Source organism: Mesorhizobium sp. P160187, from assembly GCF_057766425.1.
Window position 1 is genome coordinate 991,233 of sequence record NZ_JBYMDX010000004.1, and the last position, 17,660, is coordinate 1,008,892.

Below are 17,660 nucleotides of genomic sequence, written 5' to 3' on the forward strand. Positions count from 1 at the left end.
GTCGGACTCAGGACTTCGCTCAACGGACTTCTTTTAACGGACTTGGCTTTTGACGAAATCCTTGACGATTCCCACGATGCCGCGCGACAGCAGGCTGTCGAAGGCATCGACGAAACGGTCGACATGCTCGCGCTGGCAGATCAGCGGTGGCTCGAGACGGATGACGTTGCGGTTGTATTCGGTGAAGGCGACGAGCACGTCATAGTCGCGCAACAACAGCGCGCCGACGAAGCCCGACAGCGAGCCCTTCAGCTTGTCGTCGAGGACGCTGACGATCGGACGCAGCACCATCGGCAAGGTCTGCGAGAAGTCGTGGAACTCGAGCCCGATCATAAAGCCTTTGCCGCGCACGTCCTTGATGATCTTAGGGTACTTCTCCTTCAGCGCCTGCAGGCGCTGAAGCAGATAGTCGCCGGTAGTGGCGGCGTTGTCGATCAGCCCCTCATCATAGAGCACGTTGATGCCCTCGATCGCGGTGACGCAGGCCTCGCCCATGCCGCCAAAGGTGGCCATGGCATGGATCATCGCCGTCTTCGGCGTGCCATAGGCCTTCATATAGACCTCGCGCCGGGCGATCATCGCGCCGACCGCCGCCTTGCCGGCGCCGAGCGATTTCGCCAGCGCCGTCACATCGGGCACGACGCCATAATGCTCGAAGGCATAGAAGCGTCCCGAACGGCCATAGCCGCACTGCACTTCGTCCGCCACCCACAGCACGCCATACTGGTCGCAGAGCACGCGCAATTTCTGCCAGTATTTGGCCGGCGCCTGGATGATGCCGCCGCCGCCCTGGATTGTCTCAAGCACGATGACGCCGACCTCCGGGTCGGAGCGGAACAGCCGCTCGACCGCTTCGATATCGGCGAACGGAATGCGAACGGTGTTCTCAGCCATCTTGAAGTCCGCGCGGTAGAGCTGGCCATCGGTAATGCCGAGCACGCCCTTGGTCTTGCCGTGGAAGGAATTCTCGGCATAGACGATTTTTGGCCTCTTAGGCCCGGCGGCGCGCTCGGCGAGCTTCACCGCCGCTTCCATCGCTTCCGAACCCGACGAGCCCAGAAACACCATGTCGAGATCGCCGGGCGAGCATTTGGCGATGTTGTGCGCAAGGGCCGATGCATATTGCGACATGAAGGCGATGGCGATTTCCTGGCGCTTCTCCTCCTGGAATTTGCGCCGGGCCTCCAGGATGCGCGGATGGTTGTGGCCGAAGGCCAGCGAACCGAAGCCGCCGAAGAAGTCGAGAATCTTGCGGCCGTTCTGGTCGATGTAGAACATGCCTTCGGCACGCTCGATCTTGATCTTGTGGAAGCCGAGCAGCTTCATGAAATGCAGCTGGCCCGGATTGAGATGCGCCTTGAACAAGTCGGTCATGCGCGCAACATCCATCGCCTTCGCCTGCTCGACGCTGATCAGGTCGGGCTTGGCGATGGCGGTAGGCGACAACGCCGGCGCGCCGACCATGGTGCGCGCGTTCGTCTGCTCAGGCTTGGCCATGACGGTCATTTCGGAGTTCTCCTGGTCGTCCCACCTATTCGGCGGGGACATGATTTGCGGTGACGGCAAGCCCGTCTTTCTTGGCGCGGTATTCGCTGTAGGCGGCGATCAGCATGTCCTCGTCGCGATATTGCGGCACCCAGCCGAGCTGGCGCTCGGCCTTGGATACGTCGAGCACGCACTCCTCATCGGCGATCAGATATTGTTCGGGATCCATGATCGGCATGTTCATGAGATCGAGCAGGTCGAGGGTGCGCTTGACCGCCCAGCCCGGCGTCGGGATCAGCAGCGATTTCGAGCCGGCATGCTTGATCAGGTCGCCCAGCAATTTCTTCACCGGCGGCGGATTGAGGGAGCCCAGATTATAGGCCTGGTTGGGCACGCCTGCCTTCCAGGCCGCGCGGGCAGCTTCCGCGCAATCGAACACCGAGATGAACTGATAGGGGTTCTTGCCCGAGCCGATCATCGGCACAGGAAAATTCCAGTCGATCAGTTTGAACAGCTTTTCCAGGATCCCGAGCCGGCCGGGACCGATGATCAGCCGCGGTCGAAAAAGCGAGATCGACATGCCGCGCTTGCGCCATTGCGCGGCGAGCTCCTCGGTCTTCTGCTTCGACCAGCCATATTCGCCGAGCGGCGCGACCGGGTGCTCCTCGGTCATCGGCTGGGTGACCGTGTGGCCGTAGATCATGTCCGTGGTGTAGTGGACGAGCTTGGACGCGCCGGCCTTGTCCATCGCCTGCATGATGTGTTCGGTGCCGTGGAGATTCACCGGAAAGAAGAAGTCGTGACGCTTGGCCCGCACCTGGATCGGCGACAGCATTTTGGCCGACAGGTTGTAGACCATGTCGTCGGCCTTCAATCCGATGTTGGCCACCGAGGCCGTATCCGTGACATCGCAGGTGACGAAGCGAACGTTGCGATAGTGCGCCAGGTCGCTCTTGACGATGTCGGCAACGACAACCTCTTCACCATCGGCCACAAGCTTCGGGGCAAGATGACGGCCGACGAAGCCGTCGCCGCCGAAAATAACATGTCTCATCGAACGATCTCGCTGGTCTTGTCGGGGATGATGGAAGCGGTTTGGTCGTCATGCCCGCGCCCGCCCAAGTCTCGACCGCTTTGCGCGATCAGCACGGTGCCGACGCAGATGAAGGCGATGCCGGCAATGCGCCAGGCATTGAGGTCCTCGCGGAAGATGAAATAGGCGAAGATCGCAACCGCGACATAGGCAAGGCTGAGGAACGGATACGCGAAGCTGAGCTCGACCTTGGACAGCACATAGAGATGCGAAGCCATCGAGATGACGAAGGTGCACAGGCCGAGAAACACCCATGGGCTGAAAACGACCTGCAACAGCCTCAACAGCGGATTGGTGCCTTCGAACGAAATCGGCCCGAGTGACATCATGCCTTGCTTCAGCATCAGCTGCGCGGCGGCATTGGTCATGACCGTGAACAGAATGAAGACGATGTATTTCATATTTTGCACCCGCCACTCGCAACGGTCGTATTACGAACCTGCAAACATTTCATGAAGTCACGACAATGCTTTGAGTAAACCACGGAAATTACGATCTATTCACCATGACTTATTCGGATTGTACCTATTCAGCTGCCTCGACACGCCCTGGCCGGACGTTGAGCTTTTTCGCCGTCCGCAGCCAGAAACTGGACACGAACGCCGGGTCGCGCAGCGCTTCAAGCCGCTGCCAATTCGGGAAGGAGGCCGCGAAAGTATCAGCGCCCATGCGCGCATCCTTGTACGGGTTGACCGCGCCGCCGGCCGCGACCGTGATGCCGTCGAGTTCGCTGAGCAGGGCCAGCGTCCTGTCGCCGCGATTGGGGAAATCCAGCGTCAACGTGAAGCCTGGCCGCGGAAAAGACAGCAGCCCCGGCGAGCGGATCGAGCCGAAGCGCTTCAACACGGTGAGGAAAGAGCCCTGCCCGGCCCGTCGCGCCGCCTCGAGCAGCGCCGGCACGGTCTGGCGCGCGACATTTTCCGGCACCAAGCTCTGGTGCTGGTAGAGACCTTTCGGGCCATACAGCCGATTCCAGTCGCCGACACCATCAAGCGGAAAGAAAAAGCCCTGGTAGCCGGTTTGGCTCGGCCCCGGCGAGCGCCCCTTCTTCCACCGATAGGCGGCGTTGAAGGCGGTGAGGAACGGCCGGTTGAGCACATTGAACGGCGGCTGGAACGGCACTGAAAAACGGGAGCCGGCGCGAGACGCCGCATGCGAGCCATACTCGGCATGATTGCCTGTCAACAACAGGCCGCGCCCGCGGCCATGGCCGCCGGCAAGCTGGTCGATCCAGGCGACGGCATATTCATTGGCCTGGTCGGCGGCCTCGGCCAGTTCGAAGAATTCGCCGAGATCGGCAAACCGCGTTACCTTCTCGGCGATATCGAGCGAATGCACCCGCATCAGCCGGATCGAGGCCGACAGGATCAGGCCGGTCAGCCCCATGCCGCCGATCGTCGCCGCAAACAGCCTTGCATTGTCGGTTGCCGAGCAGGTGTAGGTCCGCCCGTCCGAGCGCAGCAGCGTGAACGACTCGACATGGCAGCCAAAGGTGCCGCGCCGGTGATGGTTCTTGCCATGGACGTCATTGGCGATCGCGCCGCCAAGGGTGACGAACTGGGTGCCTGGGACGACAGTCGGAAAGAAACCGTAAGGTGCAGTGTGCGCAATGATATCGGAGAGGAACACGCCGGCCTCCGCCTCGAGCAGGCCGGTCTCGGCATTGAAGGCGCCGATGCGGTTCAGCGGCCGCATGTCCACGACCGCACCTGGCCCGTTCTGGCAGGAATCACCGTAGGAGCGGCCATTGCCATAGGCGAGCAGAGCGTTCTTTGTCGCCTTGCGGCTTCGCATCAGCGCGATGGCATCGTCGGCCGCGATGGCTCGCTTTGCGGCCGGCGTGGCGAGGCCAAAACTCCGGTACCGTTCGCCGGCCATGCCCTACCAGCCTCCCGCGACCAGAAGGGCGGCGCCGATCACCACGACGATCTGGCTTCGCCAGTCGCGGATGATGAAGATGACCGGATCGTCATTCATCTCGTTGCGGCGCGCCAGGATCCAGACCCGCATGGTCAAATACAGCACGATCGGCGCCAGCGGCCAGACCAGCCAGGGATGCGGATAGAGTTCGCGTACCGCGACGCTGTCCATGTACAGCGCCAGCACCAGCGCCGAGGAGAAGGCCGACGCCATTCCTGCCTGGGCGACGATCTCCTGGTCTTCGATGCGGTAGCCGCGGCCGGCAATGCGCTCGCCCACCGGAATGGCTGTGGTGCGCAGTTCGACATAGCGCTTCACCAGCGCCAGCGACAGGAAGAAGAAAATCGAGAAGGCAAGCAGCCAGAACGAGACTTCGACCCCGGTCGCCGCAGCACCTGCCAGCACACGCACTGTGTAGAGCCCCGCCAGCGTCAGTACGTCGGCCAGGAGCATGCGCTTGAACGACAGCGAATAGGCTGTCGTCACCACCAGATAGCCGGCGAGCACGCCCAGGAACTCGGTCGGCAACAGAAGCCCGGCGGCAATGCCGATCGCCAGCAGCACCGCCATCGCGCCGAGACCGAACGGGATCGACAAAGCGCCGCTGGCGAAAGGCCGGTTGCGTTTGGTCGGGTGCTTGCGGTCAAGCGCAAGGTCGAAGAAATCGTTGAGGATGTAGATGGCGGAAGCCACGGCGCTGAAGGAGACGAACGCCAGCAGGCATTGCCAGATCATGTTGATGTTGAAGTATTCATGCGACAGCACCATCGGCACCGCTATCAGCGAATTCTTCAGCCACTGATGCACCCGCAGCATCTTGACGAATGTCTTCAATGTCCTTTTCGGCGCCGGCATCCTTTCGGCGCTATGCGCGGCCTGCCAGCGCCTCGCATGGCGGTCGGGCGCCACGACGATGGCGTTGCGTGCGGCTCCGAAAACCTTGAGGTCGTGCCGGCTGTTGCCGGCATAGTCGAAACCGCCGTCGCCATAGGCGGCGATGAGCGCGTCGCGCTTGCGGCCCGAGGTCATGTTGTGGGGACCGTCGGTCGCCAGCACATAGTCGAAGACGCCCAGATGCGCGGCGATCGCCTCGGCGAACTTGCGTGGCGTACCGGTCGCCAGCACGATCTTGCGTCCGTCGCTATGGTCGGCGCGCAGCCGCTGCAGCAGCGCTTCGCGATAGGGCAGCGAGGCCGGATCGATGTCGATGCGGTCGGCGATCGCTTGTTTCAGCCGCGCCGGGCCGGCGGCCAGCCAGAACGGAACCAGGAAAACATAGAGCGGATTCTTCTTGAGCAGGATGAACAGGCCTTCCCAAAGAAGATCGGTCGCAATCAGCGTGCCGTCGAGGTCGACCGCAAGCGGAATTGCGTTCTTGTCCGACCGCGCATCCATATCTTTCCTGCCCAGCTCAAAAACCCGTCGCGCCACGTTTCGGCGTATTGGTATCCGGCATAGCGAGCAACGGCGCAACGAACGTTAAAACGTCTGGTTGCAACGGATATGCGCCGGGGTATTTCCCTCGTCATCGTTAAGCAACCGTTGCCGTAGACGAGAAAAGGCCGGGCATTGCCCGGCCTCTGCAAGAGCTGCCTGCCGACTTTACTTGATGCGGGCAACGCCACCCGAGATTTCGACCGTTTCCGAGCCGGTCAGGGCCTCGAGGTCACCATTGGGCAAGGTGACGAAACAGCCGTTCGGGCAGAATTCCACGGTTTCGCCGGCGGCCAGCGCCAGCTCCGTCTTGCCGCCGCCTTCCGTCACGATCAGCGTACGGGTCTCAGCATCCTTGTTGACCGCGCTGGCGGCAAAGGCCGAGCCACTCGCTGCGGTAAGAGCGATGGCGACGACGAGCGACTTCCACATTTTGCAATATCGGTGTTTCCACACCGCCTCTGTTGCATTTCGCAAGGCATTCTCGCCTTTGCATGTGAGCTTATATGAGATGCAAGCTGAACCGCAACTGAATGCCGCATTCATGCCGCAATTGGTTTGGGAGGAGCTTGGGGCCTTAGCTGGGATCGGGTTTGCGGGCCTTGCGACCAGTTTTGGCCAGCCGCTTCGCCTCGGCGGCGGCTCTGGCCTCCGCCTGCTCCTTCTCGGCGAACTCGACCTCGATCTTGTCGTCGTCGATCGGCCATGCGTCGGTCTTCTTGACCTTGACCTCGGCGCGCGGCGTCGAGGGGATTTCTATGTGCTCGGCGTCAAAAGCATCGAGAACGGCAAAGCGGATATCGTTCTGAACGATGGCGCCGTTCAGCACATCGGCCAGGAACACGCGGATCTCGAACTCGAGTGCTGCCGGCCCGAAATTGGTGAACAGCACGAAGGGTTCCGGGTTCTTCAGCACCAGCGCATGGCCGCGCGCAATCTCAAGCAGGACCGCGTGTACCCGCTTGAGGTCGCTGCCATAGGCGACCCCGACCTTGATCTCCACACGTCCGAGCTTGTTGCGGTGCGTCCAGTTGCCGACGGCGTTGTTGATGAGGTTCGAATTGGGCAGGATCACCGATTGCCGCTGGAAGGTCTCGATTTCGGTGGCGCGCACGCTGATCTTCTTGACCGTGCCTGATGTGTCGCCGGCGACGATCCAGTCGCCGACCTTGAACGGCCGCTCGGCGAGAAGGATCAGGCCCGACACGAAGTTGGACACGACATTCTGCAGGCCAAAGCCGATACCCAGCGAGAGTGCGCCGGCAACGAGCGCCAAATTGGAAAGATCGATGCCCGCCGCCGAGATGCCGACGAGGCCGGCGAGCGCGACGCCGGCATAGCCGACCGCCAGCCGGATCGAGTTGCGCACGCCGGTATCGACCTTGCCGCGCGCCATAACCGAGCCGTCGAGCCAGCCCTGGAACCAGCGGGTCAGGAAATAGCCGATGATGAAGACGACGATGCCGGTGAGGATGCCGGTGACCGAAATCGTCACCGAACCGACGGTGACGCCTGTCGCCAATTTATAGCCCCAGGCCTGGATATCGCCGGGCTGGAAGCCCCACATCAACAGGATCAGCGGCAGGAACACCAGCACGATCATCAGGTTGATCGCGACGCTGACGACGAGGCCGAGCTGGTCGAGCGCGGTGTCCTCATAGCTGGAGTTGGTCTTCAGCCAGCGCCCAATCGAGGTGCCGGCGAAACCACCCTCCTCGCCGATCTCGCGCGCCGACAGGAAGCCGATATAGGCGGTAAGCAGGATGGTGCCGGTGACCACGACCTGCAACGAGACGAAGATGGCAAGACCGATATAGCCGAACAGTGCCGCCGCAATCGTGAACAGGCCGAGCGCGACACAGGTGTAGCGCAGCCAGGCCGGCCAGGGGCGCCAGCGCCCGTCGGCGTCCTTGTAAGGCTTCAGCAGCGCCATAAGGATCAGGATGACGCCCACGATGACGGTGGCGACAAAACTCCTGGCCACCGTCAGCGACAGGGGCGAGCCCATCTTGTCGTTGACGATCGACAGGAAATTGTTGATGCCGATGACGACTGCCATGGCCGTCGTCAGCCGCACCAGCCAACGCGCCGGGCCGGTCTCGACCTGGATCAGGCGCCAGTTCGGCATGCTAGGCGACAGCGCCGCATTGGTCAGGCGGTTGACACAGAACACTATGGCGATGACGGCTGCCAGCGCGTTGAGGAACACGCCTATGTCGCCGCGCAGCACATTGTAATAATTGTACAGGAACACCGTCGAGGCGAGGAAGGCGCTGACCGCCAGCGTCGGCAGCAAAGTCGACCAGAACGCCACCGACAGGCGACTGAGATATGTCGGATCTTCAACCGACGCGTCGGGCTCGAAGATGCGCCCAAACAGGCGGCGCCCGCCGACCAGAAGCACCACGGCCAACGCAAGCGCCATGAGGGTCGCCGCGAGCATCGCCTGGAACTTGAACTTGAAGGCAAAGCTCAGCCACGATGACACCGCCCTGTAGAAGTTGGCGTATTCGTCCCTTGCGTCGGAAAACACCTGGGGGCTCAGTGCATCGGACAACACATAGCGCTTGGTCAGCCCGCTGCGAAACAGCTCGCTGCGCATGTTGCCGATCTTCTCGATCAGCGCATTGATGCGGATCGACAGGTTCTGCGCGCCGGCGATGACGGCGTTGATCTCCGCCTTTTCCGACGCCAGCGCCTGGCGCTCGCCGGTCACGATGTCCGGTTCAGGGGGCTGTCCGGCAGCCGGCGGTGCGCCAAGCTGCTCGAGCCTCGAATTGATCTCTCCCAGCCGCGAACGAAACGCCAGCGCGCTGTTCAGCGCAGCGCGCGACAGCTCTTCCAGCTGCAGGCGGATCTCGACAAGGGTGGTGTCGTCGACGCCGTCCTCCTGGACTTTCTTCTCCAGAGCGTCGGTCTTCGTCGCCAAACCCTGCAGGATTTTCTGCTGGTCGGCGACCAGCCCGGCAGGCGCCTGGCCCAGCCCCTGCGCCTTGGCGCCGAACGAATGCGGCGCCAAGGCAACGAGCGCTAGGACCAGGATCAGGCGAAAGAAGCGAAAAAACATAATGGTGGCGACTCAAAGGGCGGCAAAGGCCGCCTCTAAAGCGGTCCTTGATAGAGACGCTCATCCCGTGGGGCAAGTCGTGGCGAAGTCATGACAGTTGGGCGCCTTGCGGGAGTCGGCCAGTCGAAAAGCCATGGCGCAATCTTGGCTTTGCGCACGCCGCCTGCTCTATAGTCTGCCGCATCGCACCCGAGCCGGATGGCTTCAGGTCTGTTGGACCTGAAATCATCCGGCTCTAAAAATCAAAGATATAGAGCATGATGTCGTCCGAAAACCGCTTCACACTTTTCGGCATCATGCTCTAGGGATGACATGAAGAATGGCGGAATATTCAGCCCTTTCGCTTCTCACGAACGCGCTCAAGGGAAACAAGGACTGGAAGCCGGCCTGGCGCAAGCCCGACCCCAAGGCTTCCTATGACGTCATCATCATCGGTGGCGGCGGCCACGGCCTGTCGACGGCGTACTATCTGGCCAAGGAGCACGGCATCACCAATGTCGCGGTGCTGGAAAAGGGCTGGCTGGGTTCCGGCAATGTCGGCCGTAACACCACGGCGGTGCGCTCCAACTACCTTTTGCCGTCCAACACCCGCTTCTACGAACATTCGATGAAGATGTGGGAGAACCTTTCGCACGACCTCAACTACAACGTCATGTTCTCGCAGCGCGGCTGCCTGAATCTGGCTCACACGCCGGGCCAGTTCGACGACTTGGCAAGGCGCGGCAACGCCATGCGCCATCTCGGCGTCGATGCCGAGCTGATGAGCACCGCCGAGATCGCGCGCCTGGTCCCGGCGCTGGACATGTCGGCCTCCGCGCGCTTTCCCATCGTCGGCGGCCTGATGCAGCCGCGCGCCGGCACCGCCCGTCACGATGCGGTTGCCTGGGGCTATGCCCGCGGCGCCGACCGACGCGGCGTCGACATCGTCGAGAATTGCGAGGTCACCGGCTTCCTGCGCGACGGCGACCGCATCACCGGCGTGCAGACGACGCGCGGAGAGATCCGCGGCAAGAAAGTCGCCGTGGCCGTTGCCGGCAGCACCGGACGGGTGATGCAGCTTGCCGGCATCGACAGGATGCCGATCGAGAGCCATGTGCTGCAGGCCTTCGTCACCGAATCGCTGAAACCTTTCGTCGACACGGTGCTGACCTTCGGCATGGGTCATTTCTACATGTCGCAGTCCGACAAGGGCGGCCTCGTCTACGGCGGTGACATCGACGGCTACAACAGCTACGCTCAGCGCGGCAACCTGCCCATCGTCGATGAGGTGATGAGCGAGATGCTGGCGCTGTTTCCCGGCCTTGCGCGTGTACGCATGCTGCGCTCCTGGGGCGGCGTCTGCGACATGTCGATGGACGGTTCGCCGATCATCACCACCGGCCCGCTGCCCGGCATGTATCTCAACTGCGGCTGGTGCTATGGCGGCTTCAAGGCGACGCCGGCCTCGGGCTGGTGCTTCGCATACACCATCGCCAAGGACGAACCGCACGCGTTCAACGCGCCGTTCACGCTCGACCGTTTTTATCGCGGCCTAGTGATTGACGACAAGGGCCAGGGCGCAACGCCCCGGCTGCATTAGGGTTCAAACAAATGCTTATCACTTGTCCCTATTGCGGCCCGCGCGACGTCATCGAGTTCACCTATCAGGGCGACGGCAACCGCGAGCGCCCGCAGCCCAACTCGCAGGACCTCGACGCCTGGAACGCCTATGTCTACGATCGGCTGAACCCGGCCGGCGACCACAATGAGATCTGGCAGCATTCGGGCGGCTGCCGCACCCATCTGAGGATGGTGCGCAACACGGTCACGCATGAGATTTCCAGCACCTGTTGCGCCCGCGGCGACCACAATGCTGCCGCCCGGCACAAAGCCGGAGGCAAGTCGTGAGCCCGCGCCGCACCGAGACCGGCGGCCGCGTCGACCGGCTGCGCACCATCCGCTTCACCTTCGACGGCACGCCCTACACCGGCCATGCCGGCGACACGCTGGCCTCGGCGCTGCTTGCTAACGGCGTCACGCTTTTCGGCCGCTCATTCAAATACCACCGCCCGCGCGGCCTGCTCTCGGCCGGCGTCGAGGAACCGAACGCGCTGGTGACGGTGCTGCGCGGCGAAGTGCGCGAGCCCAACATCGCCGCAACCATGGTCGAGATCTATGACGGGCTGGTGGCCGTCAGCCAGAACCGCTTTCCCTCGCTCGCCTGGGACATCAACGCCGTCAACCAGCTCGGCGGCAAGATCCTGGCCGCCGGCTTCTACTACAAGACCTTCATGGGCCCTGTCTTCGGCCCCTTGAAAGGCACCCGCTTCTGGATGTTCTGCGAGCATTTCATCCGCCGCGCCGCCGGCCTGGGCCGCGCCGGTATTGCCGCCGACACCTCGCGCTACGAGCGCATGAACGCGTTTTGCGACGTGCTGGTGGTCGGCTCCGGCCCGGCCGGCCTGTCAGCCGCCAAGGCCGCTGCCGACCAGGGCGCGCGCGTCATCCTGGCCGAACTCGAGCCGCGTTTCGGCGGCTCGGCCAACTGGTCCGGCGAGGCCATCGACGGCGCGCCGGCCGCCGACTGGGCGGCGCGCGCCGTCAGCCAGCTCGAAGGCCATGACACGGTCCGCCTGCTGCCGCGCACCACGGTGTGGGGCTATTACGACGGCAACACGCTAGCCGCGCTCGAGAGCGTCACCGACCACAAGGAAACGCCCGGCAAGGGCGAGCCGCGCCATCGCTACTGGGCGATCCGCGCCAAGACGGTGGTGCTGGCCACCGGCTCTTTCGAGCGGCCGCTTGTGTTCCCCGGCAATGACCGGCCGGGCGTCATGCTGGCGCATGCCGCCGAGCGCTATGCTAACGATTATGGCGTGCTGCCCGGCGACAGGATCGCGCTGTTCACCAACAATGACAGCGCCTATCGCTCGGCGCTGGCGCTGAGGAAGGCCGGGGCGGCTATTGTCGCCATCGTCGATGTGCGCCCCGAGCTTTCGGCCGAAATGCGCAGCCTCGCCACCGAGGCCGAAGCCGAAATCCTCTCCGGCCATGCCGTGGTCGCCACCGAAGGCGGCAAGGCGCTCTCCGGCCTCAAGGTGCAGCGCTTCGACATGACCTCGGGCGCGCTCAGCGGTGACGCCCGCAGCATCCACGCCGATAGCCTGCTGATGTCGGGCGGCTGGTCGCCGACCATCCACCTCGCCAGCCAGGCTGGCGCGAGAGCCGAGTGGAATCCTGCCCGCCAGGCCTTCCTGCCGCCAAAGCAAACGCAACACTGGCCAAATCAGCAATGGATTGGTGCGGGTGCTTTCAACGGCAGCTTCTCGACCATCGAAGCGATCACTGAGGGCCGCGCAGCCGGCCTGTCCGCAGCGGGCGGAGCGGCTGCGCCGGCAGCCTTGCCGGATGTCGAAGCAGCCCCGGGAAACCCAGATCCGGCCCCGGTGTTCGAGATCAAGGCGAAAGGCAAAAGCTTCGTCGACTTCCAGCATGATGTCACCGCCGAGGACGTGCGGCTGGCGCATCGCGAAGGCTTCGTCTCGGTCGAGCACCTGAAGCGCTACACCACGCTCGGCATGGCGACGGACCAGGGCAAGAATTCCAACGTGCCGGGTCTCGCCATCATGGCCGAGGCGCTGGGCAAACCGATCCCCGAAGTCGGCACGACCCGCTTCCGCCCGCCCTATTCGGCGGTCTCCATCGGCTCGCTCGCGGCCGAGCGCTTCGGCGATCTGAAACCCGAGCGGCTGACGCCGATGCATGACTGGCACCTCGCCAATGGCGCGACGATGTATTCCGCTGGCCTCTGGTATCGACCAATGATCTACGGCCTTGCCGGCGAGACGGTCGAGCAGGCCTATGTCCGTGAAGCCAGGGCGACGCGCGAAAGTGCCGGCATTGTCGACGTCTCGACGCTGGGCAAGATCGCCGTGCAGGGACCGGATGCCGGTGAATTCCTCGACCGCGTCTACACCAACATGTTTTCTACCCTCCCCGTCGGCAAGGCCCGCTACGGCCTGATGCTGCGCGAGGATGGGCTGGCCTTCGACGACGGCACCACATGGCGGCTTGGCGAACAGGATTTCCTGATGACGACCACCACGGCCAACGCCGGCAAGGTGATGCAGCATCTGGAATATTTCCTCGACGTCATCTGGCCGGAACTCAAAGTGCATGTCACCTCGGCAACCGACGAATGGGCGGGCGCGGCCATCGGCGGGCCGAAGGCGCGGGCCATCCTCGCCGCCTGTGTCACCGGCACTGGGGTCGACAACACAGCCCTGCCCTTCATGGGCATCGTGCGCGGCGAGATATCAGGCGTGCCGGTGATGATTTGCCGGCTGTCCTTCTCCGGAGAAATGGCCTTCGAGGTCTATTGCGGCGCCGGCTACGGCACCCATGTCTGGGAAGCCCTTATCGAAGCCGGCAAGCCGTTCGGCCTGGTCACCTACGGGCTGGAGGCGTTGGGCACGATGCGCATCGAAAAGGGCCATGTCACCGGCGCGGAGATCGACGGCCGCACCACGGCGCGCGACCTGCATCTCGACTGGATGCTGTCGAAGAAGAAGCCGTTCATCGGCTCGGCGATGATGGACCGCGAAGGCCTGATCGCGCCCGAGCGGCTGCAGCTGGTCGGTCTGGTCTCGCTCGACAATCGGCCGTTCAATGGCGGAGCCCACCTCGTCGAGGAACTGGACGAAGCCAATCCGCACGACTCCATCGGCCATATCACCGCCTGCTGCTACTCGCCGGCGCTGGGCAAGCACATCGCGCTGGCTTTGGTCGAGGGCGGCAAGGCGCGCCATGGCACCCGGGCATTCGTCTCCGATCCGCTGCGCAAGCGGTTCGGGCCGGTCGAAATCGTCTCCAACCATTTCTACGACCCGGACGGGAGCCGCATGCATGGCTGAGCGCCAATCACGTGAACGCCAGCCACCCGAGCGGCTCTCGCCGCTCGAGCCGGTGTTCCATCCGGGTTCGCACGGCAACTTCGAGCATGGCGTCGATGTCATTCTGACCGAAATCAGGCCAGGCTCGATTCTGCAGCTGGCCGCATGGCCGGGCGCGGAAAAGCAGCTGATCGAAGCGATCCGCAAGGTCACCGGCCTAGATTTGCCCGATGGCGCCGGCGGCGGCGTTGTCAAGGACGGCAAGGCCGCGTTCGGTTTCGCGCCTGGAAAATTCACCGCCGTCGACGATGCCGAGGGCCTGGCGACGCGTTTTGCCGGGGACGTAACCCCGGCAATCGGCACGATCACCGACCTGTCGCATGGCCGCACCGCTATCCGCATCGCCGGCCCTAAGGCCGAATGGGTGCTGGCGAAATTCTTCGCCATCGACTTTGCGCTGCCCGCCTTCCCGATCGGCTCCGGCCGTTCGACCACCCATCACGACGTCTTTGCGCAGATCCAGCGCACCGGCACCGACCAGTTCGACATCTATGTCTTCCGCTCCTTCGCCCGCTCGTTCTGGAAGGCGCTCTGCCATGCCAGCGAGGAGGTCGGCTACGAGGTTCAGTAGGGCCGACAGCCGTTCTGGCCTCAAGGCCAGCCGGTTCTGCCGCTAGAGAATGCTCCAATGGAAGCCCATGGTGGGGAACGTGGCCCAACCGGCCCAGGGGATCAAAAAGCTCCCGTCTCAGAGTCGGCATCGTCGTTTGGTTCGAACATCCCCATGACCGCAGAACTATCCGCCGGCGCCACGGATCGCGCCGATGTGTCGGCCAGAGCCTTGCTCCTGCTGCCGCTGACGGTCGCCTGCGGTGTGTTCATGACGAGCCTCGACCAGAATGTCGTGGTCACCGCCCTGCCCGGCATCAGCGACAGCCTCGGCCGGCCGCCGAGCCAGCTCGGCCTGTTGATCACCGTCTATGTCGCCAGCCTGATCATCTCGATGCCGCTCGGCGGCTGGGCCGCCGACCGCTTCGGCTTGCGCAACGTTTACTGCTTCGCCTTGCTGGTGTTCGCCGCGTCATCGGCGCTGTGCGGATTGTCCAACGACATCTGGACGCTGGTCGGCGCCCGCGCGCTGCAAGGCTTCGGCGGCGCCTTGATGGGGACGCTCGGCCAGGTCGTCATCCTGTCGACCTTCCCGCGCAGCCGCACGCTGAAGATCAACATGTATATTTCGCTGGCCGGCCAGTCCGGACCGCTGGTCGGCCCGCTGGTCGGCGGCGCGCTGACGACCTACATTTCCTGGCGCTGGATCTTCTTCATCAACGTGCCGTTCGCGCTGGCGGCGGCCGTGCTTGCCGCCTCGCTGTTTCCGACCGTTACCAAACCGGTGCGCACGCCGTTCGATTTCCCGGGCTTCCTGCTGGTCGGCAGCGGCATGGTCCTGCTGGTCTTCGGCATGGATTCGCTTGCGGCCAAAGACGCCGCCGGCAGCATGATCGCGGCCGAGCTGGCGCTGGCGATCGTCATCCTGACGCTTGCCTCCTTCTACTGCCTGCGCGCCCGCAACCCCTTGCTTGACCTGAAACTCCTGCGCATCCGCACCTTTCGCATCTCATTCCTCACCGGTGGTGGGCTGGACACGATCGGCCTGAGCTCGGTCGTTTTCCTTTTGCCGCTGATGTTCCAGCTCGGCTTCGGCATGAGCGCGGTGCAGGCGGGATCGCTGACTTTCGTCGCCGCAATCGGCTCGCTGATCATGCGTGTGTTCATGCCGCGCCTGCTCAACCGTTTCGGCTTTCGCCGCGTGCTGGTCATCAACACGCCGATCGTTGCTGCCATGGTAGCGGGCTTCGCCTTGATTGAGGCGACAACGCCGGTTTGGATCGTGCTCGTCTATATCTTTGCCTTCGGCGTTCTGCGCTCGGCGCAGTGGGCTTCGACCGGCAATCTCGCCTATTCCGACATCGCGCCCGACCAGCTCGCCCGCTTTAGCGCGCTCTACTACATACTGTGGCAGTTGGGGGTGGCGATCAGCGTCGGCCTGGCGGCGGCGCTGTTGTCGTTCCTGGCTGGCGGCGGGCCGGCGGTGACCAGCGATTTCCGCATCCTGTTCGTGGTCGAGGGCGTCATCACGTTGTGCGCGCTGATCGCCTATCTCAGACTGACACCGCAGGACGGCGCCCATGTCAGCGGCCATGGCGCGCAGATGAACGTGGAATAAGGCCCCGGTAGCCGAGGCCTAGCCGCTGAACGTCACCCACTCTTCCAGCGGCACGCGGTCGGTGCGGAAGTCGTTTTCGGGTTTCGACGTATCCTCGAGGCCGAGCGCCATGCCGCAGACGACGATCTCCTCGTCGGGGATGTTGAGCACCGGCCGGATCTGCCGGTGATAGGGCGCGAAGGCGGCCTGCGGGCAGGTGTGCAGGCCCCTGCCTCGCGCCGCCACCATGATGTTCTGCAGGAACATTCCGTAGTCGATCCACGAGCCCTGGTTCAGCCGCCGGTCGATGGTGAAGATAATGCCGACCGGCGCGTCGAAGAAGACGAAGTTGCGGTCGTGCTGGGCGCGCATCTTGTCGACCTCGCGGCGGCCGATGCCGAGTGCCCCATAGAGCCCGAAACCGTTGGCGCGGCGGCGGGCGAGATACGGCTCGAAGAACTGGGTGGGATAATAGCGATACTCGTCCCAATCGGCCTTTTCGGCGCGGATACCGGAATTCAGGATGGCATCGGTGATCTGCTGCTTGACCTCGCCCTTGACGACATAGACCCGCCAAGGCTGCATATTGGTGCCCGAAGGCGCGCGCGCGGCGACGCCAAGAATGGCTCGGATCGTCTCGTCATCGACCATGTCGGGCAGGAAGGCGCGCACCGAACGGCGCGAGATGATCGCCTCGTCGACAACAGCCGCGTTTTGCGCTGCCAGGCCATTTTTTTCCAGCATGGGCCGTCCCTTTGCGCACACTTCGAAAGCCGAACCGGCTATCGGAGAAGACCTTGCGCAGATTTCAATCCATGGTCGCCGACCCGCATTCCCACACCCGCCGCTCGTGCCAGAGCCTTTGCATGAACCGCCAAAATCGCGCAAGCAAATCTTGTGTGTCCATGAAAATTCGCTTGATTTTTTCACGGACATGAGCTCTCATGAAATTCATATCCAGTTTTTCATCAAGTGAGCGTTTTGCCCCCAGCTATCCCCAAAACATTGCAGGGACCTGACGAGCGCCTGCTGGCGAGCGACATCCGTGCGCTGCGAAAGGCGCGCGGGCTGACGCTGGCTGAGATAGCGCTGAAGCTTGGCCGCTCCGTCGGCTGGGTCAGCCAGGTCGAGCGCGGCCTGTCTATCCCTTCGCTTGGCGACCTCAGGGACTTCGCAGACCTGTTCGGCGTGCCGCTCAGCCTGTTCTTCAGCCACGACGTGCCGATCGAAAAGGAGCGCGGCTTTGTCGTGCGCGCCGGCAGCCGGCGCACGCTTGGCACAAGCGAATCCGGCCTGGTGGAGGAGCTTCTGTCGCCCGATCTCGGCGGTAGTTTCGAGATGGTGCGTTCGATCTTTGCGCCGGGCGCCGAGATGAAGAGCGAGCAGCTGCGGCCGACCGAGGAAGCCGGCTACATCGCCTCTGGCGTTTTCGAGATCGAGATAGCAGGCGTCTGGCACCGGCTCGGCGAAGGCGATTCCTTCCGCTTCGAGCGCAAGCCATACCGCTGGCGCAATCCCGGCACCGAGCCGGCCGTAATCATCTGGGTGGTTTCGCCGCCTGTTTATTGAATGCATGTCGCCCAA

Annotated in this window: 14 protein-coding genes; 6 read left to right on the forward strand and 8 right to left on the reverse strand. The window is 63.4% G+C overall.

Annotated features, from left to right (window positions below):
- Positions 1-33: 33 nt before the first annotated feature.
- The 7 genes from AC3CCE_RS21855 to AC3CCE_RS21885 all read right to left on the reverse strand — a co-directional run bounded on the left by AC3CCE_RS21855 (position 34) and on the right by AC3CCE_RS21885 (position 8,999).
- The gene (locus tag AC3CCE_RS21855; RefSeq protein ID WP_352625951.1) at positions 34-1,464 is read right to left on the reverse strand and encodes an aspartate aminotransferase family protein; all 1,431 of its coding nucleotides are present in this window, start codon (positions 1,462-1,464) and stop codon (positions 34-36) included.
- 67 nt (positions 1,465-1,531) lie between these two features.
- Positions 1,532-2,539, reverse strand: a complete 1,008-nt coding sequence (locus AC3CCE_RS21860; RefSeq protein ID WP_023700339.1) for an NAD-dependent epimerase/dehydratase family protein — start codon at positions 2,537-2,539, stop codon at positions 1,532-1,534.
- Positions 2,536-2,979: an EamA family transporter gene (locus tag AC3CCE_RS21865; RefSeq protein ID WP_023741597.1), complete on the reverse strand. Its 444-nt coding sequence runs from the start codon at positions 2,977-2,979 to the stop codon at positions 2,536-2,538. Before AC3CCE_RS21865 ends, AC3CCE_RS21860 begins: the two co-directional genes overlap by 4 nt.
- 124 nt (positions 2,980-3,103) lie before the next feature.
- Positions 3,104-4,456, reverse strand: a complete 1,353-nt coding sequence (locus tag AC3CCE_RS21870; RefSeq protein WP_352625894.1) for an FAD-binding oxidoreductase — start codon at positions 4,454-4,456, stop codon at positions 3,104-3,106.
- Positions 4,457-4,459: 3 nt separating this feature from the next.
- Positions 4,460-5,893: a UbiA family prenyltransferase gene (locus AC3CCE_RS21875; protein ID WP_352513545.1), complete on the reverse strand. Its 1,434-nt coding sequence runs from the start codon at positions 5,891-5,893 to the stop codon at positions 4,460-4,462.
- A 207-nt stretch (positions 5,894-6,100) separates the two neighbouring features.
- Complete coding sequence (locus AC3CCE_RS21880) at positions 6,101-6,364, reverse strand: hypothetical protein (protein ID WP_023670370.1); 264 nt, start codon at positions 6,362-6,364, stop codon at positions 6,101-6,103.
- Between the two features lie 145 nt (positions 6,365-6,509).
- Positions 6,510-8,999, reverse strand: coding sequence for a mechanosensitive ion channel family protein (locus AC3CCE_RS21885; RefSeq protein WP_352625893.1), 2,490 nt, complete (start codon positions 8,997-8,999; stop codon positions 6,510-6,512).
- 319 nt (positions 9,000-9,318) lie between these two features.
- Between AC3CCE_RS21885 and AC3CCE_RS21890 the strand changes: the two genes are divergently transcribed.
- The 5 genes from AC3CCE_RS21890 (at position 9,319) to AC3CCE_RS21910 (ending at position 16,097) form a co-directional block, all read left to right on the forward strand.
- Positions 9,319-10,578: a sarcosine oxidase subunit beta family protein gene (locus AC3CCE_RS21890; protein WP_023670368.1), complete on the forward strand. Its 1,260-nt coding sequence runs from the start codon at positions 9,319-9,321 to the stop codon at positions 10,576-10,578.
- Positions 10,579-10,589: 11 nt separating this feature from the next.
- The gene (locus AC3CCE_RS21895; protein WP_352625892.1) at positions 10,590-10,886 is read left to right on the forward strand and encodes a sarcosine oxidase subunit delta; all 297 of its coding nucleotides are present in this window, start codon (positions 10,590-10,592) and stop codon (positions 10,884-10,886) included.
- Positions 10,883-13,891, forward strand: coding sequence for a sarcosine oxidase subunit alpha (locus tag AC3CCE_RS21900; RefSeq protein WP_352625891.1), 3,009 nt, complete (start codon positions 10,883-10,885; stop codon positions 13,889-13,891). The genes AC3CCE_RS21895 and AC3CCE_RS21900 overlap by 4 nt, the downstream gene beginning before the upstream one ends.
- Complete coding sequence (locus AC3CCE_RS21905) at positions 13,884-14,501, forward strand: sarcosine oxidase subunit gamma (RefSeq protein WP_352519660.1); 618 nt, start codon at positions 13,884-13,886, stop codon at positions 14,499-14,501. The genes AC3CCE_RS21900 and AC3CCE_RS21905 overlap by 8 nt, the downstream gene beginning before the upstream one ends.
- A 153-nt stretch (positions 14,502-14,654) precedes the next feature.
- The gene (locus tag AC3CCE_RS21910; RefSeq protein ID WP_352625890.1) at positions 14,655-16,097 is read left to right on the forward strand and encodes an MFS transporter; all 1,443 of its coding nucleotides are present in this window, start codon (positions 14,655-14,657) and stop codon (positions 16,095-16,097) included.
- 18 nt (positions 16,098-16,115) lie between these two features.
- Here the strand turns inward: AC3CCE_RS21910 and AC3CCE_RS21915 are convergent, their stop codons facing one another.
- Positions 16,116-16,820, reverse strand: a complete 705-nt coding sequence (locus tag AC3CCE_RS21915; RefSeq protein WP_352625889.1) for a nitroreductase — start codon at positions 16,818-16,820, stop codon at positions 16,116-16,118.
- 261 nt (positions 16,821-17,081) lie between these two features.
- Between AC3CCE_RS21915 and AC3CCE_RS21920 the strand changes: the two genes are divergently transcribed.
- Positions 17,082-17,645: a helix-turn-helix domain-containing protein gene (locus tag AC3CCE_RS21920; protein WP_352625888.1), complete on the forward strand. Its 564-nt coding sequence runs from the start codon at positions 17,082-17,084 to the stop codon at positions 17,643-17,645.
- The last annotated feature ends 15 nt before the right edge of the window (positions 17,646-17,660 follow it).